The sequence below is a fragment of the Undibacterium sp. TJN19 genome (assembly GCF_049339485.1).
GTDB lineage: Bacteria > Pseudomonadota > Gammaproteobacteria > Burkholderiales > Burkholderiaceae_D > Undibacterium.
This window is the reverse complement of sequence record NZ_JBMPPL010000001.1, coordinates 963,330-985,458: the sequence shown is the minus strand read 5'-3', so window position 1 is coordinate 985,458 and position 22,129 is coordinate 963,330. Positions and strand designations below refer to the sequence as shown.

The 22,129-nt window shown below is 51.5% G+C and carries 18 protein-coding genes; 13 read left to right on the top strand and 5 right to left on the bottom strand.

Going from position 1 to position 22,129, the window contains the following annotated elements; all coding sequences use genetic code 11:
* The first annotated feature begins 73 nt into the window (after nucleotides 1-73).
* Nucleotides 74-1,330, top strand: a complete 1,257-nt coding sequence (locus ACO0LH_RS04605; protein WP_422939855.1) for an MFS transporter — start codon at nucleotides 74-76, stop codon at nucleotides 1,328-1,330.
* Nucleotides 1,331-1,601: 271 nt separating this feature from the next.
* Nucleotides 1,602-3,563: a sulfatase-like hydrolase/transferase gene (locus tag ACO0LH_RS04600; protein WP_422939854.1), complete on the top strand. Its 1,962-nt coding sequence runs from the start codon at nucleotides 1,602-1,604 to the stop codon at nucleotides 3,561-3,563.
* 3 nt (nucleotides 3,564-3,566) lie between these two features.
* On the opposite strand, the gene ACO0LH_RS04595 is transcribed toward ACO0LH_RS04600, so the two are convergent.
* The 3 genes from ACO0LH_RS04595 to ACO0LH_RS04585 all read right to left on the bottom strand — a co-directional run bounded on the left by ACO0LH_RS04595 (nucleotide 3,567) and on the right by ACO0LH_RS04585 (nucleotide 6,636).
* The gene (locus tag ACO0LH_RS04595; protein ID WP_422939853.1) at nucleotides 3,567-4,139 is read right to left on the bottom strand and encodes a hypothetical protein; all 573 of its coding nucleotides are present in this window, start codon (nucleotides 4,137-4,139) and stop codon (nucleotides 3,567-3,569) included.
* 102 nt (nucleotides 4,140-4,241) lie between these two features.
* Nucleotides 4,242-5,393, bottom strand: a complete 1,152-nt coding sequence (locus ACO0LH_RS04590; RefSeq protein ID WP_422939852.1) for a branched-chain amino acid ABC transporter substrate-binding protein — start codon at nucleotides 5,391-5,393, stop codon at nucleotides 4,242-4,244.
* A gap of 250 nt (nucleotides 5,394-5,643) precedes the next feature.
* Nucleotides 5,644-6,636 (bottom strand): LysR substrate-binding domain-containing protein, encoded by a 993-nt coding sequence (locus tag ACO0LH_RS04585; protein WP_422939851.1) that lies wholly within the window; start codon nucleotides 6,634-6,636, stop codon nucleotides 5,644-5,646.
* Between the two features lie 153 nt (nucleotides 6,637-6,789).
* On the opposite strand from ACO0LH_RS04585, the gene ACO0LH_RS04580 reads away from it, so the two are divergent.
* The 7 genes from ACO0LH_RS04580 to ACO0LH_RS04550 all read left to right on the top strand — a co-directional run bounded on the left by ACO0LH_RS04580 (nucleotide 6,790) and on the right by ACO0LH_RS04550 (nucleotide 17,983).
* Complete coding sequence (locus ACO0LH_RS04580; RefSeq protein WP_422939850.1) at nucleotides 6,790-7,503, top strand: gamma-glutamyl-gamma-aminobutyrate hydrolase family protein; 714 nt, start codon at nucleotides 6,790-6,792, stop codon at nucleotides 7,501-7,503.
* Nucleotides 7,504-7,556: 53 nt separating this feature from the next.
* Complete coding sequence (locus ACO0LH_RS04575) at nucleotides 7,557-8,792, top strand: D-amino acid dehydrogenase (protein ID WP_422939849.1); 1,236 nt, start codon at nucleotides 7,557-7,559, stop codon at nucleotides 8,790-8,792.
* 24 nt (nucleotides 8,793-8,816) lie between these two features.
* Entirely contained in the window at nucleotides 8,817-9,749 is a 933-nt protein-coding gene (locus ACO0LH_RS04570) for an ornithine cyclodeaminase family protein (protein ID WP_422939848.1), read from the top strand.
* Between the two features lie 247 nt (nucleotides 9,750-9,996).
* On the top strand, nucleotides 9,997-10,944 hold the full coding sequence (locus tag ACO0LH_RS04565) for a substrate-binding periplasmic protein (protein WP_422939847.1): 948 nt from the start codon (nucleotides 9,997-9,999) through the stop codon (nucleotides 10,942-10,944).
* A 26-nt stretch (nucleotides 10,945-10,970) separates the two neighbouring features.
* Complete coding sequence (locus tag ACO0LH_RS04560) at nucleotides 10,971-14,006, top strand: response regulator (protein WP_422939846.1); 3,036 nt, start codon at nucleotides 10,971-10,973, stop codon at nucleotides 14,004-14,006.
* Nucleotides 14,007-14,022: 16 nt separating this feature from the next.
* A complete protein-coding gene (locus ACO0LH_RS04555) occupies nucleotides 14,023-16,575 on the top strand; it encodes an EAL domain-containing protein (protein ID WP_422939845.1) in 2,553 nt (850 codons plus the stop codon).
* Between the two features lie 133 nt (nucleotides 16,576-16,708).
* Nucleotides 16,709-17,983: an O-acetylhomoserine aminocarboxypropyltransferase/cysteine synthase family protein gene (locus ACO0LH_RS04550; protein ID WP_422939844.1), complete on the top strand. Its 1,275-nt coding sequence runs from the start codon at nucleotides 16,709-16,711 to the stop codon at nucleotides 17,981-17,983.
* On the opposite strand, the gene ACO0LH_RS04545 is transcribed toward ACO0LH_RS04550, so the two are convergent.
* Both ACO0LH_RS04545 and ACO0LH_RS04540 read right to left on the bottom strand, forming a co-directional pair.
* The gene (locus ACO0LH_RS04545) at nucleotides 17,966-18,280 is read right to left on the bottom strand and encodes a DUF2917 domain-containing protein (protein ID WP_422939843.1); all 315 of its coding nucleotides are present in this window, start codon (nucleotides 18,278-18,280) and stop codon (nucleotides 17,966-17,968) included. The genes ACO0LH_RS04550 and ACO0LH_RS04545 overlap by 18 nt on opposite strands.
* Before the next feature lie 104 nt (nucleotides 18,281-18,384).
* Entirely contained in the window at nucleotides 18,385-19,377 is a 993-nt protein-coding gene (locus tag ACO0LH_RS04540) for a GlxA family transcriptional regulator (protein WP_422939842.1), read from the bottom strand.
* Between the two features lie 170 nt (nucleotides 19,378-19,547).
* Between ACO0LH_RS04540 and ACO0LH_RS04535 the strand changes: the two genes are divergently transcribed.
* The 4 genes from ACO0LH_RS04535 (at nucleotide 19,548) to ACO0LH_RS04520 (ending at nucleotide 22,077) form a co-directional block, all read left to right on the top strand.
* Nucleotides 19,548-20,024 carry a tautomerase family protein gene (locus tag ACO0LH_RS04535; RefSeq protein WP_422939841.1) on the top strand — a complete coding sequence of 159 codons (477 nt, stop codon included), beginning with the start codon at nucleotides 19,548-19,550 and terminating at the stop codon, nucleotides 20,022-20,024.
* 225 nt (nucleotides 20,025-20,249) lie between these two features.
* Entirely contained in the window at nucleotides 20,250-20,786 is a 537-nt protein-coding gene (locus tag ACO0LH_RS04530; protein WP_422939840.1) for a rhodanese-like domain-containing protein, read from the top strand.
* A gap of 54 nt (nucleotides 20,787-20,840) precedes the next feature.
* The gene (epsC, locus tag ACO0LH_RS04525) at nucleotides 20,841-21,800 is read left to right on the top strand and encodes a serine O-acetyltransferase EpsC (protein ID WP_422939839.1); all 960 of its coding nucleotides are present in this window, start codon (nucleotides 20,841-20,843) and stop codon (nucleotides 21,798-21,800) included.
* A gap of 7 nt (nucleotides 21,801-21,807) precedes the next feature.
* Nucleotides 21,808-22,077, top strand: a complete 270-nt coding sequence (locus tag ACO0LH_RS04520; RefSeq protein ID WP_422939838.1) for a helix-turn-helix domain-containing protein — start codon at nucleotides 21,808-21,810, stop codon at nucleotides 22,075-22,077.
* The last annotated feature ends 52 nt before the right edge of the window (nucleotides 22,078-22,129 follow it).

Below are 22,129 nucleotides of genomic sequence, written 5' to 3'. Positions count from 1 at the left end.
GGCACCAGTGACAACGCGAGCTGAACTTCATAAAACCCATTACTATGTGTTCAGCAAACCTAAAAGAAAAAGAATGGATCATATGGAAAATGTAAAACCCGTCATAGCATTTACCGGCTATCAAAAATTTGTACTGGCCATCCTGGCCTTTTTGCAATTTACTATCATTCTGGATTTCATGATCATGTCGCCTTTGGGCGCAATCCTGATGCCAGCCTTAAAAATCACGCCATCGCAATTTGGTGTGGTGGTGTCCGCCTATGCTTTCAGTGCCGGTATTGCCGGGTTTTTGGCAGCCGGTTTTGCTGACCGCTTTGACCGTAAAAAACTGCTGCTGTTTTTCTATTGCGGCTTTGTGCTCGGCACCCTGTTGTGTGGACTGGCGCCGAATTTTTACTTCCTGCTGTTCGCCCGTATCGTAACGGGGCTGTTTGGTGGTGTCATCGGTTCCATTGTATTTGCCATTACCACTGACCTGTTCCCGTTTGAAGTGCGTGGTCGTGTCATGGGTGTGCTGCAATCAGCTTTTGGTGGCAGCCAGGTGCTGGGTTTGCCGATTGGGCTTTTCCTTTCCAATCACTGGGGCTGGCATGCGCCTTTCTTCATGATTGTGGCAATTGCTGCCATCGTGGGCGTGGTTATCGTGATTAACCTGAAACCTATTGACGGGCATTTGAAACTGCATCCTGACCGCAGTCCTTTCCATCATTTGAAAACGACTGTGGCAACGCCACGATATCTGCTGGCGTTTGCCGCGACTGGCCTGTTAAGTGTCGGCGGTTATATGCTGATGCCGTTTGGCAGTGCGTTCACGGTGAATAACCTGGGTATAGAGATGACGCATCTTCCTGTCATCTACCTGATCACCGGTGTCTGCGCCATCATTACCGGCCCGCTGGTTGGCAAGCTCAGTGATGCATTCGGCAAATACCGTGTGTTCCTTTTTGGTGCTGCACTGACCATCATCATGGTCGTTATTTATACCAACCTGGGCGTCACACCTTTACCCTGGGTGATTGTCGTTAATGTGGTGCTGTTTGTCGGCATATTTTCACGCATGATACCGGCACAGGCGCTGATGTCGGCTGTCCCTGCACCTGCCAGCCGGGGTTCATTCATGGCGGTGAATTCATCCCTGCAACAGATCGCCGGCGGTGTCGGTTCTGTTGTTGCCGGGCTGATCGTCAGCCAGTCTGCCACTGGTAGTATCCAACACTTTGAAGTGCTGGGTTATATCCTGGTGGGAACGGTGTTGATCACGGCGGTGCTGATGTATTTCATCCAGCGCATGGTGGCGGCTACGCCTGCCATGAAGCCCGTACCGGCATGATCATCAGAGGTCTGCCAGCAGGCTGATCAGTTTCATCGCGTTAAAAGATGACCACCAGGGACCAGATTGATATTCAATCTGGTCCCTGGTTTTTTTGCGAGCTGCCTTTGCGAGTCCATCCTGTGTGTGCGACCCAGCCATCGGCAGACTCAAAAAAAAGAAAATCAGATTGTTGTAGTTTTTACTTTTCTTTTTGAAAAAGTAGCCGTAATATTATCAATAAATTAATTATTAATTGATTAATCTAACGCTACCAGCTTGAAAGATCATCATGAACAAAGATACGGCGACACCAAGACCGAATATCCTTTTCATCCTGGTAGACCAGATGCGTTATGCGCCGCTGTATCCTGATGATCCGCTTGAGCCCCTATACAAGATCCTGCGCTTTCAGCAGGGCGACCTGGCAGGTAACCCTTATGCCGACCTGTTCCCCGGCTTTCGTCTCTTGCGTGAACATGGCGTATCGTTGCAAAATCATACCTGTTCCAGCATTGCCTGTGTGCCGGGGCGGGCGACCATCATGACGGGTCAATATAGCGCACGTAGTGGCGTTACCCAGACCGAGGGCATGTTCAAGATTGATACTGACCCGGCTTTTCCGTGGTTGCCGCAAGATGGCGTGCCAACCATGGGCGACTGGTTTCGTGCTGCCGGTTATGATACCCATTATTTCGGCCGCTGGGATTTGTCCAATCCACCGGCGGCCAGTCTGGAGCAATGGGGTTTTGCGGACTGGGAATATTCTTCACCGTCTGACCAGCGCTTTGGTACGCCAAACCTGGGCGTGTACCGCGACAAGAGTTATACCGATCTGATCAATACCTTCCTGCGGCGCAAGGCGCTGGGTGTGGAAGCAAATATCATCAACAGCAATAATCCTACTAACGCCAGTTTCAAGATCCGTCCGTGGCTGGCGGTGGCCTCTTTCGTCAACCCGCATGATATTGGTGCTTACCCTTTCCCCTGGCAACCGGCGGTAGAACAACCTGGCCCGCTGACGACGCAGGCAACTTTACAACAACCCATCGTGCCTTATGGCGCGCCCATGCAGGGCACGCATAGCCAGCCGCCCACTTATGGCAAGGCGCCGAATAATTACACCGGTACTTACCGCGTGCCGCTTAACCCGGGTGGCTTCAAGCTTGGCGAGGTCAGGCTGCCAGCCAATTGGAACGCTGATTTGTCCGGCAAGCCTGATTGTCAGTATGATTATTCGTATAAATTCCAGCTGGCACTGACCACCTTACGCGGGCAGTATGCCTTCATCCCTTCGCCTTACCCGTTCAAGATGCAAGCCAATGCAGAAGAGTGGTATCGCAATTACCTGGCGTTTTATCTTTACCTGCAATATCTGGTGAACCTGGAAATCAGTTCGGTACTGGAGCGCCTGTTTGAAAGTGGTCTCGATAAAAATACCATCGTGGTATTTACTTCTGACCATGGTGAACTGGCTGGCGCGCATGGCGGGCAGATAGAAAAGTGGTGTGGCGCCTATCAGGAAAGCATACACGTGCCAGCCATCATTTCATCACCGCTGGTCAATCCCGATAAGGAAATGCGCGTCATACAAAGTCATACCACGCATGTAGACTGGGTGCCGACTTTGCTGGGTCTTGCTGGTTTTAACCAGGCTGATCGTGAGGCGCTGGGCAAATTCATACAGGGCCATACCGTCGAGCCCCTGGCGGGTGAAGACTTATCGCCGGTGATTATCGGCAGTAGCCTGCAACCAGAACGCAAGGGCGTGCTCTTTGTATCCGATGACAATATCACTGCGCCGCTGGATACCAATTACAGCCCCGACCGTTACGGCTGGTATGTCAATATCACCGAACGCCTGACCAGCCCCACCGGGGAACCAACGGCAGAGCAACCGCTGAAAGCTTCAGGGCCGGTGGTACAGCCCAACCATATCCAGTCGTATTATGAAAAGCCATGGAAGCTGGTACGTTACTGGGACCCGGGCAATGTCAGCCATACCCAGTGGGAATTGTATAACCACGAAGTCGATGCCAATGAAAACCATAACCTGCTGGGCTGGGACACAGTCACCGGTGCGCCCTTGTTGCACACCCGGCTGATAGAAGAACTGGGCCTGGGTTTGCTCAAGACTGAACACGCCCTGCTGCATATGCGCAAAGAACTCAATCACGCCTTGTTGAAAGCGGGCTACACGCCGCAAAACATGCAGGATCTTGGCATCGTAGCGGCAGGCAATCCACCGGGCTGAACCTCAGCAGGGTTCGGGGATATAACTACGCGGCCTGCCATGATGGCTGCGAAAGCAACCTGAGGGCGCCAGACCGCGCAGGCGTTCCAGATCAAATTGTTCCAGTTGCTGTAGCACGGCATTATTGACAGTGATTTTTACCTGCATCATCAATAAATCCAGGCTATTCTTTTTTGCATCCGACAGGCGCAAACTGGCATAGCTATTCTGCTCGGTGATACCTGCTGCATCAGTGACATTTTCTATGGCTGATGCAGATTTTTCAGCCGCCAGGTAAAAGCAGTTATAGATGTGGGCCAGTGTCAGATTGCCAAGCCAGCTACCACAAAGCCAGCTGTCTTTTTGATGGATATCACCATTCACCAGACCACATTCAGCAAGTATTTCCAATACCGGCCTGATTGCCGATGCCTTGTGGCCGCTTACTTTCGCCAGTGTGGCAACGGTCCTGGCCGCCGGCATGACCATCACCAGCTGCGCCATTAATTCTATGGCGATATAGAACTGCGTATTGATGCTGGCATCAGGAAAAATAGCTGCTCTCAGGCGCAGTTGGTTTCTTTGGATTGCGTTCATGTTGGCAGATTTTTCTGTGGGGTGAATTGTATGGCGATTTGTGCAGTGACTTATGCAGCAAATACCGGGCGCAGATGCCTGCGCCCGCGCTGCCTTTCCCTGTTATTTGGTGATGGCCAGCAATTCGCGCTTGCCAGCCTTGTAGGTGTACAGCGTCAGCGTGCCATCGAGGATATCGCCGTGGCTGTCAAAGGCAATAATGCCAGTGATGCCCTTGTGCTGGATTTTGCTCAGTGCAGGCAGGTATTTGGCTGGTTCTGCAGAGCCTGCTTTTTGCATGGCTTCCACCATCGTCATCACGCTGTCATAGGCATAGGGGGCGTTGAGGACGATATCGTGACCAAAACGTTTGTTGAATGCGGCCTTGAATTTATTCAATTCGCCGCGCTTGGCTTCTTCTACACCACCTGCTTCTGCGCAGACGACCTTGCTTTCGCCGAGCGCATCGCTGGCGAGATTGGGTAAGTCAGATGAGCAGATGCCATCGCCACCAAAGAATTTGGCTTCTATACCAAGTTGCTTCATCTGGCGTAACATCGGGCCACCAACGGCATCCATGCCGCCGAAGAACACCACATCGGGGCTTTTGCTCTTGATGATGGTCAGGATAGCATTGAAATCGGTTGCCTTGTCCGTCGTGTATTGGCGTGTGACGATGGCATCTGCGCCAGCTTTGCCGGTGACGCCTTTGACAAATTCATCTGCCACGCCCTGGCCATAGGCAGTACGGTCATCAATGACTGCCACCTTTTTGGCATGATTGATTTGTACGGCAAAGCGACCCAGGGTGCCGCCCAGTTGACCATCATTGGCGACGACGCGGAAAGCCGTGTTGAAGCCTTGCAGCGTGTATTTCGGATTCGTTGCCGATGGCGAGATTTGCGGTATGCCAGCGATATTATAGATTTTGGATGCAGGAATCGTCGTACCTGAATTCATGTGACCAATGACGCCATTGACTTTGGCGTCCACCATTTTTTGCGCAACCGAGGTCGCCTGTTTCGGGTCGCCAGCATCATCTTCAGACATCAATTCAAATTTTGCTTTTTTGCCGCCTATCGTGACACTTTTGGCATTCAGTTCTTCTATCGCCATCCTTGCACCTTCTTCAGTATCCTTCCCCATGTGGGCTGAGGGGCCTGAAAGCGGGCTGACATGACCAATCCTGACGATCAGGTCCTGGGCGTTGACATGGTGATGACCGATAAGTGCGATAGCGCTGGCAATGCTTAAACAAGCAAATTTGACGTTCATGATATTCCTCCAATATGCGGCAATAATTCACCCGCGAAGCGGCGGGTGGCAAACGGATGACGCGCTTTTGAACTGGCAATGCACTCAGCGAAACTGAACTGAAGATGCTTGCCGTTTGTCTGGCGTTTTGTTGATGAATCCGTAGTCGCATCTTGTTACGATCACTGCATCTGGACAAACCATAATTTCTATAGAGTGCCATTAGCGCAGCTAATGCATGACAAGTTTGTTATGAAGGCTATTCTTTTTGCTATGACCCGTCAGTAAGTTGCCTGAGGAAGTTGTCTCTTTCCAGCTCAAATGTCTGGCATTCTTCGATAATCCATTCCTTGAACAGTTTGACTGCATCCCGGTTGGACGTGCTGTGATTGATTACCAGGAAGTAATGGGCTGCCGACAATACCGGCTGTGCAATGACGGGCACCAGTTGCTTGCGGTTTAATTCATCCATGACCAGCGAGACACGCGCCATCGCCAGGCCCTGTCCTTGCAGGGCTGCATTCACTGCCAGTTGCGACAGGTTGAACTGATTGCCATGCCTGCCTAGGTCATCGGTTTCTTCATCGCTGCTTTTGGTCAGTGCGCGTAGCCACGATGTCCATTCTTCATAGGCAGGTGCGCCCTCCCAGGGCGAATCATCATGCAACAAGCGGTGGCTGGCAAAATCTGTTGCGGTAAGAATGGACGCGTGCTGTTGCAGATAGTCTGCACTGGCTACTGGTATCAGGTATTCATTCATCAGAACGGTGACCTGCTGGTCGCTTTGCTGGGGTAGTTTGCCATACATGATCAGCAGGTCGATGGCTTCCTGGTTCATGATTGCATTACTCATGCCAAATAATTCACCGCGCAGGCGTATGCTGATTTCAGGATAAAGGCGGCTGAAACTGTTGAGGCGCGGCATCAGCCACATCATCGAAAATGACGGGGATGCGCGTATCAGCAGGGTCTTGTTCGGCGCGACAGGCTGTATCGCATGCAGTTCTGCTTCCAGGTCGCGCAATACCTTTTGCGCGACCCGGTATAGCCGCTCACCCTCCTGGGTCAGCGCCAGCCCGCGTGGCAGACGTTTGAACAACATGACGCCGATCTGTTCTTCGAGTCCCTTGATCTGCTGGCTGACTGCTCCCTGCGTCACATGCAATTCTTCGGCGGCGCGGGTAAAGCTGCGGTGCCGCGCGGCTGAATCGAAATATTTAATCGCATGCAAGATCAGGGGGGTGAGCAACTGGCGCTGTGGCATGGCTTACTTTCACGATGAAGGGCAGGGCGTTCCCAGATTATATCCCACAGTTTAGACGCATTAGCATGACTAATGCCAGCAATAGGATTTTTGGTTTGCCTGAAAACCTGTTCGGGCCAAAAATGGCAGTCATCCACATATCGGGTAAAAACCATGAGCAAGCCTGTCATTGGCATTACGCCAGACCGCAATGATGAAGCCACCAGCATCGAATCACATTTCTTCGTGCGCAGAAATTACTGCGCTGCTATTGCTGACTGTGGGGCCATCCCTTTCGTGCTCCCATACCAGCTGGATTTGATCGACCAATACCTCGATCTGGTCGATGGCATTGTTTTGACCGGCGGCATGTTTGATATCCATCCGCACTTGTACGGCGGCAACCAGGCCAACACCGCCGCCATGTGCCTGAAATCAGACCGCACCGAATTTGAACTGGCACTTTTGCGTGGCGCCCTGGCACGGGATATGCCGGTGTTGGGAATTTGCGGCGGCATGCAATTGATCGCGGTGGAAATGGGCGCGCAATTATTCCAGCATCTGCCAGCAGATGTGGACAGCCATATCGAGCATAAACAAAACATGCCCTGCGATCTGCCTGCGCATCGCATACGCCTGATGCCTGACAGTCGCCTGCACAAGATGCTGGGTGTCGATGAGTGCATGGTCAATAGCCTGCATCATCAGGCCGTGATCAGTGGCAACCACCAGTTACGCGTGGGTGCAGTAGCCGATGATGGTGTGATTGAAGCGATCGAAGCGATCAATCATACTTTCTGCGTTGGCGTGCAGTGGCACCCGGAATATCAGGTGAATGCTGCCGAGCGAAGCCTGTTTGCAGAACTTGTGCGGGCAGCGAAGCCCTGATTTTCAGCTGCATTATCAACTGTACTATCAGCTGTATTCATGAAAGTCTCAATATGAAAATATGTGTTGTCGGTGCCGGGGTCATTGGCCTGACCACTGCCTACGCACTGGCAAAGCGCGGGCACAATGTACTTGTGATCGAAGCCCACAGTCAGGTCGCACAAGAAGCCAGCAAGGCCAATGGTGCTCAACTGAGTTATTCCTATGTCGCCCCTTTGGCTGATGCCGGGGTCTGGCAAAGCTTGCCAGGCTATTTGTTGAAACCAGATTCCCCCTTGCGCTGGCGGCCCAGGCTGGACATGCAGCAATGGAAATGGATAAGCAGCTTCATGGTGGCGTGCACAAGGCATGCATCACAAAAAGCCAGCGTGGAATTATTAAAGCTGGCTTTTTTCAGCCGTGATTGCCTGGCTACCATGCAAAAAGAACTGGCGATGGATTTCGATTTCCGCACAGCCGGAAAACTGGTCATGTTGTCGTCTGAAAAAATGCTGCAAACAGCCAGGCGACAAATTGACTTTCAACAGCAGTATGGCTGTCAGCAAGAATTGCTGTCTGCCGCAGCCTGCATGCAAATTGAACCTGCGCTGGCTGTCGCCAACCGGCATTGGGCCGGCGGTGTGTATACACCTTCAGAGCAGGTTGGCGATTGCGCCGCATTTTGCAGCCAGCTTGCTGGCTTTCTGGCGCAAGACAGCAACGTCAGTCTTGCCTTTAACACCAGGGTGACCGGTGCTGTCATGTCAGGTGGGCGTGTGCATGCACTTCGTTGTGCGCAGGGCGATATTGTTGCCGATGCTTTCGTATTGGCAAATGGGGTTGACAGTACACAGACTGCGGCCACTTTGGATGTGAGCCTGTCGGTGTATCCGCTCAAAGGCTATAGCCTGACCTACGAAACAGACGATAGTAAAGACCTGCCCACGATGAGTATCACCGATCTGGCAAAGAAAATAGTTTATGCCCGTATAGGCGGCCGCCTGCGTGTCGCAGGCAAAGTCGAAATTGTCGGTAATGACAAAAGCCTGGATGCACGAAGCTGGCGTGGTCTCGCCGATGAAGCACAGCAACTGTTTCCGGTACTGGCAAAACATGGTGATGCGCTTGTACCCTGGGCAGGATTGCGACCAGCGACGCCCACAGGTATTCCCATCATTGGCCGCAGCCGCCTGAAAAACCTGTACATCAATGCTGGTCATGGCGCGCTGGGTTGGACGCTGGCTTGTGGCAGTGCTGAAAAACTCGCTGGCGAGATGGACGGTGAAGTACCGGCTATCAATCACATTTGAATGTTAATCAGAAAAGACAAGATCATGGAAATAATCAAGAACGAGCAAATCGCCAGCCTGTTGACGACTAGGGATGCGATCAGGGTCATGCGTGAGGCTTTCCATTTTTATGGTCAGGCAGGTGCCAGTCAGGATCGTGTGCGTATCGACTGTGACGATACAAAACTCAGCATGATGGGCGCCATCATTCCTGGCCTTGATGCCGTCGGCGCAAAAATCTATACAACCATCAAGGGAAGGTTCAGCTTTGTAGTTCTACTATTCTCTGCCAGTACCGGTGCCTTGCTGGCGGTCATGGAAGGCGACGCCATGACAGAATTTCGCACCGCCGCCGTGACGGCCCTGGCTGCGGATGCGCTGGCGCGTAAAGAAGCGCGTTGTCTTGCGGTTTTCGGTACCGGTGTTCAGGCGAGGGCGCATGTACCGGCATTGATGGCAATTCGAAATTTTTCTGAAATCCTGGTTTGTGGCATAGACAAGCCTGTCGAATTCGCGCAAGAAATTGCCAATCGCTACGGCGTATCCGCAAGAGCTGTCAGTGCTGCTGAGGCTGCATCTGCTGCCGATATCGTGTTGACAGCAACACGGGCAGGCAATCCCTTGTTTGATGGCCAGCTGTTAAAGCCAGGTGCCTTCGTCGCTGCAATCGGATCAAGCAAGCCAGATACCCGGGAAGTTGATGATCACGTCATCAGGCGTTCAGCACAAATTGTTGTCGAATCAAAATCGCAGGCAAAAAATGAAGCGGGTGATTTGCTATTGTGTGCGCAGGATTGCTTTGATTGGGGCAACGTGAATGAACTGGCGAATATATTGGCGCACCCCAAACCACTGCGGCAGAATGAGTCGCAAATATTTCTATACAAGGCGATCGGTGTCGGCCTGGAGGATGTTGCTCTGGCTGAATTTGTTTACAGACAAGTTAATTTTGAAGCTGCTGGGAAGTCTGAACCCTGACGGTATCGGTTTTAGACAAGCACTAATTTTAATCAGCAGTGATCAGTATCTAGTGATTCGAATTTATTTAGCAATTTAACTGATTTATTGACGAGGAGGAAGTTGCACTTGTGATATTGGCGTATTTAAGGAATACTGGTGACAAATGTTTTAATTTTTAATTGCTTAGTTTGTAACTTTAAAAATTAAATAAAGCGCGCTGCAATTTCTGAATATCGCCAGAATGCCTGGAAGAGAGTCAGCAAAGATGATGCCAAGATGGCCTATTCTCGGTATTGTGAATTTCGCTCAACCATCAGTTGTAGCGCTTGCACCCGTTTGCCAACGCGGCAAGAAAATTTCCATCTTTCTATTACTGATTTTCCCCCTGTTTTTGCCCCTGTCATGTTTTGCTGTCTCATCAGGATCAGGTGAAATCAAGCTTAGATATTTTCCTGCCGGGCCGATTTACGAGTATCGCTGGAAGCTGCTGGAACTTGTATTGGCGCATACCCAAATTACGGATGGCCCTGCCGTACTTGAACCTTACCCGGACGATGTGACCCAGAATCGCGGCATACTATTGCTGCAATCGGGCGCGATAGATGTCGTCGCGCTCGGCACCAATGCCGAACGTGAGGCTGAGATGCTGCCTGTCAGGCAGGACATACTGCGTGGCATCGTTGGTTACCGTTTGCTGGTTATTCGCGCAGCCGATCAGGCGCGCATAGCCGGCATGAATGAACAGGCACTACGCCAGCAACTCATCTTTGGGCTGAACAGTCAATGGGCCGATCTGGCAATACTACGTGCCAATGGGTTTATGATCGAAACTTCCAGTGGTTATGAAAATTTGTTTGGCATGCTGGTTGCCAAGCGTTTCGACGCTTTTACACGGGGTTTGAATGAAGCAGGCCTGGAGCTTGATCAGCGCAAGAATACTTACCCTCAACTGGTGGTCGAAAAGACCAAGGCCCTTTATTTTCCCTATCCGGTTTACTTCTGGGTCAACAAAGGAAACACCACGCTTGCACAAAGAATAGAACGTGGATTAAAGCTGGCCCTGGCTGATGGCTCATTTCGCAAGCTTTTCGAAACCTACCATGCAGCAGAAATAAAGACACTGGCAAGTGAGAGGCGTGAAGTAATACGGCTGGCCAATCCCATTCTGCCAGCGCATACGGCAGAGCCAGACACGCGCTGGTGGTGGCATTAAGACGTTTCAATGAAACAGAGGAAATGATGTTTTTATCGCAGACGCTTTCCCGACGCTTGCTCTACACCATGCTGCCCTGGTATTTGCTGATCGCGATCAGCATGACGGTAGCGCAACTTGCCATACAGTATTTCAGCGTCAGTCGTGATATTGACAGCGATCTCGCTTCCCTGGGACGTACAGTGGGCCCGAATATTACCAACGCAGTGTGGGAGCTGGATAATCCTCAAATACTGGCTATCGTTAAGGGCGTGCGGCAAAACGCTATTGTCACCGGTGTTCAGGTAGAAACGGCCAGTGGCGAGATATTACTCAATAATGGCAGCGTCCCTAACTCACTGAATGAAGTGGGTGGCCTCCTGCCCGGTCATTTCAAACGAACTGTTGTACCACTAATCTATCAGTCTTTGCGTGGTGAAAATCGTCTGATCGGACAGTTGAAAATGTATTCAGGCAGCGACGTAGTCTGGGATCGCACCAAATACGGTTTTCTGATCGTGCTGCTCAATTCCTTGGTCGTTACTACATCGCTGTGGATGATTTTTCTGTGGACGATACGTTACCGTCTTTCAAATACCGTGACCACGGCCGCACGGGTGGTGGCGAACTGGCGCTTTCGTTCCAGCGATACTCCTGTTGAGAAAATCACTTACCCTTACCGGGATGAGCTTGGTGAATTGGTGAATGCCTTTAACGAAAGCAGGGCCAGGTTGTTCGATTCCCTGCAAGAGTTGAACGAGCTTAACCAGAATCTGGAAAGCATCGTGGCCGAACGTACGCAAGAATTGCAGATGGCGAAAGAGTCGGCAGAAAGCGCGAACCTGGCAAAGGGCCAGTTTCTGGCAAATATGAGTCACGAAATTCGCACACCCATGAACGCGGTATTGGGCATGCTGTATATCGCTTTAAAAACCGATTTATCAGCTACGCAACGTAATTATCTGAGCAAGGCGCAAGGTGCAGCACATTCACTACTGGGCATCATTAACGACATCCTTGATTTTTCCAAGATTGATGCCGGCAAGCTCGAAATAGAGCATATTGAATTTAGTCTGCAAACCGTGCTTGAGCAGGTAACTGATGCGATTAGTTACCAGTCTGAGTACAAGGGAATCGAGTTCTTGATTCGTTACGATGCCAGCATTCCGCCAATATTGATTGGTGATCCGCTGAGGCTTGGACAAATTCTGCTCAATCTGTGTGGCAACGCAGTTAAATTTACCGAACATGGTGAAGTTGAACTAGGTTTTCGCTGCGTCAGCGCAACCGGGACAGATCTGAACATGCAGGTTTATGTACGTGACTCGGGTATTGGCATTGCACCAGAAATTCAGGGCCGGCTTTTTGAAAAGTTCACGCAGGCTGATCAGTCCACCACACGTCGTTTCGGTGGGACTGGACTAGGGCTGGCTATTTGTAAAAACCTTATTGAACTAATGGGCGGCAAGATCTGGATAGAAGATACCCAACTGGGTAAAGGCACAACCATATGTTTTACTCTTCAGATTAAAATTGCCCAGCAGGCGCAGGCGCGTCAACGCGCACTGGTTGAACAGGTAGGGCCTTTGCTGGCTGGCATACGCATACTCGCGATTGACGACAATGAAGTCTCACGCGACATCATGGCAGAAATGCTGCAATATTTTCAAGTTGATGTCAGTACCGCTGCGAATGGACCTGATGCCTTGCAGGCCATCACGAATGCCTGCATTGAAAAACGTCCTTACGATCTGGTGCTGATGGACTGGCGCATGCCAGGCATGAATGGTGATGAAGTAACGCGGCGCATTCACAATAATCCAGCCATAAGGCCACAACCCAAGGTGGTGATGGTCACTGCCTACGGCCGCGAAGATGTCATGCGGCTGGCAGAGCAAGCGGGTGTCGATGGTTTTCTCATCAAACCGGTATCTCCTTCGACCATGCTGGACAATATACTTTCCATATTGGGACGAGGTCGCATACTTGGTACGGGCGACCCGTCGCGCGTCAAGTTGCCTGATCTGGCATCCAGCGGCCAACTTGCCGGTGCCAGCATTTTACTGGTTGAAGATAATGACATTAATCGCGAATTTGCAATGGAATTGCTACGCAGTGAAGGCATGATCGTAGACGAAGCAAAAAATGGGCAGGAAGCGGTAGAAAAAATGCAAATTCATGAATACGATGCTGTACTGATGGATCTCCAGATGCCGGTCATGGATGGATTGGAGGCGGCCCGGGCCATCCGTGCTTTGGCTGGCAATCCTGGTGGCGAGCGGTTTGCCAGTGTGCCCATTATCGCTATCACTGCTTTGGCCATGGCACATGATGCAGAGAAAAGCCGGGCGGCAGGAATGAATGATTATGTCACCAAACCCATCTCGCCAGATCGTTTGATGGCGGTATTGGTGAAATGGATACGCCTGCCTGCAAGCCGTGCCAGCTCGCGGATTCCAGCTGCTTCTGTGACTGAATTTCCAAAAGAATTATTGGCTTTGGATAGCCTTGATACGACTGAAGGCGTCAGGCGCATAGGAGGGAAATTGGACGCTTATCGCCGTCAGTTGTACCGTTTCCGGGAAAACTACAGCGATGCCGCCAGTCAATTGGCACGCTGGATTGGTGACAATAACCTGCACAAAGCTTCTGAGTATTGTCACACCCTGAAAGGTGTCGCTGGCAACATAGGCGCAACTGCCCTGTATGGCAAAGTGCTCGACATTGATGCAGAACTCAGGCAAGACAAACTGCCAGATCTGGCTGAACTTCAAGAACTGAGTGACTTGCTGCAAAACGTGCTGCACGACATTGATAGCCTTGCGATCAAAACGGCACCAGTCATCACCGCCGATAGCGCACAGTTGACCCCGCAGGAATTCCACGAGCGTCTGGCACAACTGCAGCAAGCACTGGAGTCCGACCTTGGCAATGCAGAGCCGTTGCTGGCCGAATTACGCGCCAGTGCGCGCGGCACCAGCCTGGAAACAGAAATCGCGGCTATCGCAGCCCGGGTTGATGTATTTGATATAGATGCAGCCCAAGTATTACTAGCCAACATTAGCAAACCTTCAAGCACATAACCTGAGTGAGTCGATCATGACTGAAAATACTGGTGGCCGCCTCCGCATTTTAATCGTAGATGATGTGAATGAAAATTTGCATGCCATGATGAGCATGCTGCGTGATGAATACGCCATCGTAGCAGCCAACAGCGGCGAAAAGGCACTGGCGCTGGCACAACGTCAACCCCAGCCTGATCTGATCTTGCTCGATATTAAAATGCCGGGCATGGATGGTTATTCGGTTTTGGCGAGTTTGAAAGCCAATCCGCTCACTGCTGATATACCAGTTATTTTTGTAACAGCCTTGTCAGAAGCTGCCGATGAAGCACGCGGTCTTGCACTGGGAGTTGCAGACTACATCTGCAAACCAGTCAACCCCGATCTATTGCATCTGCGTATACGTATACAACTTGAATTACAACGTTATCGAAAATATCCGGTGAACTTCGATATAGACCGGCATGATGAGCTATTGCGGCCACCCTCCTTGCTGGTGGTTGATGATGTGCCAGAAAACATTCATGAGTTGCTGGAGGCATTAAAAGATCGCTATCGCATCATGGTCGCCAATTCCGGGCCCAAGGCGATTGAGCTGGTATCAGGACAGACACCGCCTGATCTGATTTTGCTCGATATCATGATGCCCGGCATGGATGGTTATGAAGTGTGTCGTCGTATCAAGGCGACGCCGGTTGGCAACCGTATTCCGGTCATTTTTGTGACTGTGGTTGATGCTGTCCAGGATAAAGTTAAGGGTTTCGCAATTGGTGGCGCCGACTACATCACCAAGCCTTTTGATATCGATGAGGTTCATGCACGTGTGCGCACGCATCTTGAACTGGCCAGATTGCGTCACTTTCTGGAGCAACTGGTGGCGCAGCGCACGGCCCTGCTGATTAAAAGTGAAGAGAAGTACCGTATCCTGGCGGATTATTCGCCAAACTGGGAATACTGGATGGCTCCTGACGGCAGTTATTTGTACGTATCACCAGCCTGCATGGAAGAATCCGGTTATGCACCAGAAGACTTCTTTGCCGATGCGGCATTGATAGAAAAAATCATTCATCCCGATGATCTCAAGGCTTGGAAAATGCAGGCCCCTTTATCTGCCCAAGCCCCGCCGATACCATTGATATTCCGTATTCGGGCAAAGGATGGCAGTGAACACTGGATCGAGCATGTCTGCAAACCGGTAATGGACACAGAGGGAAAATCCATGGGCCTGCGTGGCTCGTATCGCGATATTTCACAACGGCGCTATGCCGAAGAAAGGCTAAATTTCTTTATCAATCGCGACCCGCTGACTGGCTTGCCCAATCGTGCACTATTTCGCGAGCTTTTGGGTCATGCTCTACAGCGTGCAGAGCACGACCAGACCCAGTTTGCATTGCTGTTTATTGATCTGGACAATTTCAAGACCATCAATGAAAGCCTGGGCCATAGTTTTGGGGATCTGTTACTGATAGAAGCAGGTAAACGACTTAAGGAACTGTTGCCCGATATTGACGCTGTTGCCAGGATTAGCGGTGATGAATTCAACATCATCTTGAATCACAGTGAAGGCATGCCGTGGATAGATCTGGTAGCGCAGCGCATGATAGATGCGCTGGCAGAACCATTTGAACTGGATGGTAACAGTGTGTACGTTGGTGCCAGCATTGGTATTGCGCTGTATCCAAATGATGGCAGTGATGCAGAAACCTTGCAGAGTAATGCCGATGCAGCGCTGCATCAGGCCAAGGTACGGGGCAGGGGCATGCTGCGCTTTTTTTCTTCAGAAATGACCAGTCGCGCAAAGGAACGCCTGACGCTGGAAGCCGATTTGCGCCGTTCGATAGAGCGCGATGAGTTGCGTCTGTATTATCAGCCCCAGGTTGATTTGATCAGTGGGCAGATTGTTGGACTGGAAGCCCTGGTACGCTGGCAGCATCCGCTGCGTGGCCTGGTCCCGCCTGCCGCATTTATACCCATGGCTGAAGAGAATGGTTTTATTGTTCAATTGGGTGATTGGGTTCTGCGCACTGCATGCCGCCAGATCAGGCAGTGGTCAGATGCAGGATTAAAGTTGAGGCAGGTAGCCGTCAATGTGTCCGCCATTCAACTTAGCCGCGGTTCTCTCATTGATGCTGTCAGGCAGTCTTTGCAGGAAAACGGGATCGACGCCGATCAGCTGGAACTCGAAATTACCGAAAGCAGCGTCATGCTGGATCGTGAAAAGTCTTTCAAGTCTCTGGCCGATCTGAAGGCACTTGGTGTACGCCTGTCGATTGATGATTTTGGAACGGGGTATTCTTCGCTCGCTTATTTACAGCAACTGGAGGTGCACAAGCTGAAAGTAGATATGGCTTTTGTGCGCGATATGACCACCAACAGCAGCAATGCTTCCATCGTCAGGGCCATTATTGCACTGGGTCATAGCCTGGATCTGGAAATTATCGCTGAAGGCGTAGAGCATCAGGATCAGGCCAGCTATCTGCGTTCCTTGCAATGCGACGTCATGCAAGGTTATTTGATCAGCAAACCACTTCCTGCTGCTGAGATGACGACCTTCCTGCAGAACTTCAAACCGGAGCAGACTCACCAATAAAAGCAGGCAGTGCTCAACACGAATATGTCTTATTTAGCATTTTTCAAATAAGCAAAACTGAAAAGCTTCGTTGTGATTTGGATGGTCTGTTTTTACTATCGGTGCATATCAAATCATTGACAGGAACTCTTTCATGAAGCTGGAAACCATAGCCGTGCACGGTGGTTATACACCTGACCCGACCACGCGCGCAGTTGCCGTGCCCATCTACCAGACGGTTGCCTATGCCTTTGATAATACCCAGCATGGCGCAGACCTGTTTGACCTCAAGGTGCAGGGTAATATCTATTCACGCATCATGAATCCTACCAACGACGTGCTGGAAAAGCGGGTGGCTGAACTGGAGGGCGGCATCGCCGGTCTGGCGCTGGCGTCTGGCCAGGCGGCCATTACCTATGCCATACAGACCATTGCCGAAGCAGGTGACAATATTGTTTCTGCCTCGACCCTGTATGGTGGCACTTATAACCTGTTTGCCCATACCTTGCCGCAATTCGGCATAGAAACACGTTTTGCAGATTATCGTGACCCTGAGTCTTTCGGCAAACTGATCGATGAAAAAACCAAGGCAGTATTTGTTGAATCGATAGGCAACCCATTAGGTAATATCACCGATATCGAGGCCATTGCCGCCGTTGCGCACAAACATGGTGTACCGCTGATCGTTGATAACACGGTGCCTTCACCCTATTTATTGCGTCCCATTGAATTTGGTGCCGATATCGTTGTCCATTCGCTGACCAAATACCTGGGTGGCCATGGCAATTCCATCGGTGGCATCATTGTCGATTCTGGCAAATTTCCCTGGGCGGAACATAAGCAAAGGTTCCGCCGTTTGAACGAACCTGATGTGTCTTACCACGGTGTCGTCTATACCGAAGCGCTGGGGCCTGCGGCCTATATAAGCCGGGCCAGGGTCGTACCCTTGCGTAATACCGGTGCAGCCTTGTCACCCTTCAACGCTTTCCTGATACTGCAGGGTATAGAGACGCTGGCCTTGCGGCTTGATCGCATTACTGACAATACCATCAACATTGCGCATTACCTGAGCAAACACAGCAAGGTCAAATGGGTCAACTATGCGGGTTTGCCCGAACATAAAGACCATGCGCTGGCGCTCAAATATCTGGGTGGCAAGCCATCTGGTATTCTGACGTTTGGCCTGGAAGGTGGCCGTGAAGCAGGTGGTCGTTTCCAGGATGCGCTGCAATTATTCACCCGCCTGGTCAATATCGGTGATGCCAAATCACTGGCCTGCCACCCAGCCACGACCACGCATCGCCAGTTGAGCCCGGAAGAGCTGGCAAAGGCGGGCGTCACGGAAGATACGGTTCGTCTATCTGTCGGTATTGAACATATCGACGATCTGATCGCCGATCTGGAGCAGGCTTTAAGCACAGCAGGCTGATGGCAGGGCAAATTCAAAATGCGAGGATGTCAGTGCTTCGACAATAACATCCTTGCGTCCATTGACTTCTACGCAATCACCGGCATCAATGACAATATCTTTATCTGAACGCAATTCGGTAATCCATAAAGAGCCTTGCAGGCAACGTATGCTGATATGTTCGCAATTGGGAACACGAAAACAATCACGTTTCAATAAATTGATTAACTGCTTCCTGCCTGACTGATTTGCCAGCGAAATTCCAGAGACCTGTTCCATCACAATCACCATTTTCTGTAGCTTGTCGATAGCTAGCATTTAATGCCTGATTGGCCTGGCTTTCAAATGACATTTCAGCTGGCTCACATGCGTGGCGAGAATGCCAGAGATGAACCTGCGGTTGGCAGTGTCTTTCAAGTGAATTATTCGTAAGCAGCTGGCCTGAAAGTGCTGGGCGTGGCACCTGAGAATTTCTTCATCATGCGCCTGAATGCGGTGGAGTCGTTATAACCCACGCGTTCTGCTATTTGCTCTATGGTGAGCCTGCTGGTTTCCAGCAATTGCCTGGCACGGCCAAAGCGCACGCTTTGTACCAGATCGAGCGTGCTGCGCCCTGTCGAAGTGCGCACATGGCGTGCCAGGGTACGTTCGGACATGCAAAATTCTGCTGCCAGATCCGCTACGCTGGGAGGAGCAGGCAAGGAAGATTCTATACGTGTGGTCAGTGCCCCTATCAATTCATTGCCATTCGACATCAGTGCTGGAATGATAAACGGTGACTGCGCCTGACGGCCATCGATCAGCAAAACACGGGAAACGGCATCTGCCAATGTCGTGCCGGATTGATGTCTCAACAGATGCAGCATCATATCTGTCTGTGCCAGTGCTGCACCGGCAGTGATGATGGTTTTGTCTGCGATAACCAAGCGATTGGCATCGACTATGCAACGTGGCTCAAGCTGACTCAGCAAGCCCGCCAGCCACCAGGAAGTGGTGACCTTATGCGTGGCCAGTAAATCAGCAGCCTGCAACAGGAACACCGCAGAACACGAAGCCGCAATGCTGCCACCGTGCCTGGCGTGTGCCCGCAAGGCGCGTATTGCCAGCAAGGCGTCAGGCTGCGCCAGGCGTTGCGGTATGCTTTTCGGATTATCCAGCCCCAGCCCGGGGATGATCCAGGTTGATGTGTCTGGTCGCCATTGCCGTGGCAATGCTTTGGCTGAGATTGACAGGCCGCTGCTCAGCAAGGTAGGTGTCTTGACGCTGGAATAAATGCGCCAGCGCGGGATGGCGATATGCAGGTTTTTAGCCATGCGTGCAGCGGCAGCGAGTATGTCCAGCGTCAGCGACACGCTGGACGCATAGGCACCTGGCATGATCAGCACCGTATAGTCGTAATTGCTATGGTCTTGCATGATAGATCCGGGCGACAAACATAATTTATATACTACCCTGTTTTCTGAAAAAGAAAAATTCAAAAAAATGGACATTGTCTGAATACACTTGAATAAAGTCAAAACAGACACTACGAAAAAATCTTGATATTGCTTACGATGACTGTTCGATCAATCACAGCGGATTCATCATGCCGAACATACTCGTCAAAATTCCCAAAGCGTCCTTTCCGGCAGAGCACCGGGCCAGACTGATGCGCAGCCTCAGTGATGCAGCCGCCACGGCTGAACAAATTCCCGACGACCCCAGAATGCGCATGATGACCATGATCGTCATTGATGAGGTCGATAGCGGGTCATATACCTTTGGCGGTATGGACATGACGATGCAATGCCTGCCCTGCATCGCCGTGGTGTATGTGCCTGCGGGTGTCTTGGATGCCACTGCCCGTGCGCTTTATGTGCAGCTTGTCCATGAGGCTTTCAGGCAAGCCATGCCGGCAGAAGAACATCGCAAACTGATCAGCTCTATCATGCTGCATGATGTGGTGGATGGCACCTGGGGTGTGAATGGCATAGTCTGGACTTTGCCGGATTTTGCCCGTGCTGCCGGCTACCGCCATTTGCAGCCTGCCGGGACTGGGCTCACCACTACTGCTGGCAGTTAATTCCTCAGATCTTGCCAGCCTGATCAAGTGCCTTGAGTCTGTAACGCCGGTTCAAGGCCACTGCACATTTTTTACCTTTAATTTCTGATTGTTCAGGAAATTTTCATATCTGTTTTTCAGATAAATATCCTCATTTTTATTCGTTTTGCGCCTTAGGTAATTTCGGTACATTGGGTCACTGTTACGAAATCAACAGTTTGTATTCGATTGCAGCGAGCATATTTAATGAGCGATTCCACATTTACCCACGTAGACGAACAGGCAACTGAGGCAACTGAGGCCATTATCGGCGCCAGCGCCGACCAGGCAGGCACACACGAACACCCCATTCTTGCGGCTGCACGCCAGCAGGCACAAGACACTGGCCTTGCATTCGCTGGCAGCCTGTCACCGGCAGATGCCTGGCAACTGGTACAGCAGGGTCTGGCGGTGCTGGTCGACGTGCGTACTTCAGAAGAACGCAAATTTGTCGGCCATGTACCCGATAGCGTGCATGTTGCATGGGCGACCGGTACAGCAATGACCCGCAATCCCAGGTTCGTCAAGGAACTGGAAAATAAACTCAAGGATAAATCCGCGGTGGTGCTGTTGCTTTGCCGTAGCGGCAAACGCTCCAGCGCGGCGGCAGAAGCAGCCAGTAAAGCCGGTTTTGGCAATGTATTCAATGTTGCCGAAGGCTTTGAAGGCGACCTGAACGAGTCGCAGCAACGTGGTTTGCAAGGTGGCTGGCGTTTTCACCATTTACCGTGGTTGCAAGATTAGCGTGAGCCATCTGTAGACACAGATTATTTGAATAAAACAGAAAGGCTGACGCTTATGGGTCACGCATTGCAGCAGGCAAAAGATGTCCGTTCCTCACTTTTTGGCATAGAGCAGGTAGTCAGTGAACTCGCTGCCGTGCGCCATGCCTGGCGTCGCCAGCAACAAAGATCGTCTGAACCGGGCGGGCGTGAATTACCGTCCCGTGATGCCCTTTCAAAAATCATCAATGATTTGCGCGGCGCTCTGTTCCCCATGCGACTGGGGCCGCCAGAATTGCGCCAGGAAAGTGAAGACTTTTATGTCGGCCATACCCTGGATTCGGTACTGCACTCCCTGCTGGGCCAGGTCAGGCTGGAGCTTAGCTATGCATCGCGCTATCACGAAGAAGATGGCCTGCATATCGATGACCGTGCGCTGACCATCGTCCGTCAGTTTTCCCGCGCATTGCCGGGCATACGTTCCTTGCTCGACAGCGATGTCATTTCTGCTTACCAGGGTGACCCGGCAGCGCGTACGGTAGATGAAGTCTTGCTGTGTTACCCCGGCATCCTGGCGATGATACATCACCGTATTGCGCATAAGTTGTATGAGCTGGGTGTGCCGCTGCTGGCGCGCATCGTTGCAGAAATTGCCCACGGCCAGACCGGGATAGACATACACCCCGGTGCCAGTATCGACGCCGGTCTGTTTATTGATCATGGCACCGGGGTGGTGATTGGTGAGACCGCCATCATCGGTCAGCGTGTGCGTATCTACCAGGCGGTGACACTGGGCGCGAAGCGTTTTCCCACTGACAACGAAGGCAAATTGCAAAAGGGCCTGCCCCGTCACCCCATTGTTGAGGATGATGTGGTGATCTATGCCGGTGCTACCGTACTGGGCCGCGTCACCATAGGCCGTGGAGCGATTATCGGCGGCAATGTCTGGATCACAAATGATGTCGCTCCCGACGAGCATGTCAGCCAGGCCAGTTTGCGGCATGAGCAGGGCGCGCAAATTACCCCTACCAGGTGAATTGCCCATGAGTGATTTATGCCATTACTTTGGCCTGACCATACGCCAGGTCAGGGAGCTGAAGCGCTGGTCCCAGGAAACGCTGGCAGAAAGCGCCGACCTGAACCGTTCCTATGTGGGTGAGATTGAACGTGGCAAGGTCATCCCGTCTCTCGTCACCATAGACAAATTATCGCTGGCGTTGGGCATGAGTCTGCCAGAACTGCTGGCGCATTGTGAGCAACTGCGCCGCGCCAGAACCGCCCTTGTATTTGATTTGGCGTCTATAGCATGTTGAATGATGTATATAGACCGCCGACACTTTGAATTTAGCTGTTTCCCCGATTCAC

Coding starts and splice junctions, on each gene's coding strand:
- ACO0LH_RS04565 (WP_422939847.1), top strand. CDS start 9,997: ATGATGCCAAGATGGCCTATTCTCGGTATTGTGAATTTCGCTCAACCA.
- ACO0LH_RS04575 (WP_422939849.1), top strand. CDS start 7,557: ATGAAAATATGTGTTGTCGGTGCCGGGGTCATTGGCCTGACCACTGCC.
- epsC (WP_422939839.1), top strand. CDS start 20,841: ATGGGTCACGCATTGCAGCAGGCAAAAGATGTCCGTTCCTCACTTTTT.
- ACO0LH_RS04555 (WP_422939845.1), top strand. CDS start 14,023: ATGACTGAAAATACTGGTGGCCGCCTCCGCATTTTAATCGTAGATGAT.
- ACO0LH_RS04605 (WP_422939855.1), top strand. CDS start 74: ATGGATCATATGGAAAATGTAAAACCCGTCATAGCATTTACCGGCTAT.
- ACO0LH_RS04535 (WP_422939841.1), top strand. CDS start 19,548: ATGCCGAACATACTCGTCAAAATTCCCAAAGCGTCCTTTCCGGCAGAG.
- ACO0LH_RS04570 (WP_422939848.1), top strand. CDS start 8,817: ATGGAAATAATCAAGAACGAGCAAATCGCCAGCCTGTTGACGACTAGG.
- ACO0LH_RS04550 (WP_422939844.1), top strand. CDS start 16,709: ATGAAGCTGGAAACCATAGCCGTGCACGGTGGTTATACACCTGACCCG.
- ACO0LH_RS04595 (WP_422939853.1), bottom strand. CDS start 4,139: ATGAACGCAATCCAAAGAAACCAACTGCGCCTGAGAGCAGCTATTTTT.
- ACO0LH_RS04530 (WP_422939840.1), top strand. CDS start 20,250: ATGAGCGATTCCACATTTACCCACGTAGACGAACAGGCAACTGAGGCA.
- ACO0LH_RS04540 (WP_422939842.1), bottom strand. CDS start 19,377: ATGCAAGACCATAGCAATTACGACTATACGGTGCTGATCATGCCAGGT.
- ACO0LH_RS04590 (WP_422939852.1), bottom strand. CDS start 5,393: ATGAACGTCAAATTTGCTTGTTTAAGCATTGCCAGCGCTATCGCACTT.
- ACO0LH_RS04560 (WP_422939846.1), top strand. CDS start 10,971: ATGTTTTTATCGCAGACGCTTTCCCGACGCTTGCTCTACACCATGCTG.
- ACO0LH_RS04585 (WP_422939851.1), bottom strand. CDS start 6,636: ATGCCACAGCGCCAGTTGCTCACCCCCCTGATCTTGCATGCGATTAAA.
- ACO0LH_RS04580 (WP_422939850.1), top strand. CDS start 6,790: ATGAGCAAGCCTGTCATTGGCATTACGCCAGACCGCAATGATGAAGCC.
- ACO0LH_RS04545 (WP_422939843.1), bottom strand. CDS start 18,280: ATGCTAGCTATCGACAAGCTACAGAAAATGGTGATTGTGATGGAACAG.
- ACO0LH_RS04600 (WP_422939854.1), top strand. CDS start 1,602: ATGAACAAAGATACGGCGACACCAAGACCGAATATCCTTTTCATCCTG.
- ACO0LH_RS04520 (WP_422939838.1), top strand. CDS start 21,808: ATGAGTGATTTATGCCATTACTTTGGCCTGACCATACGCCAGGTCAGG.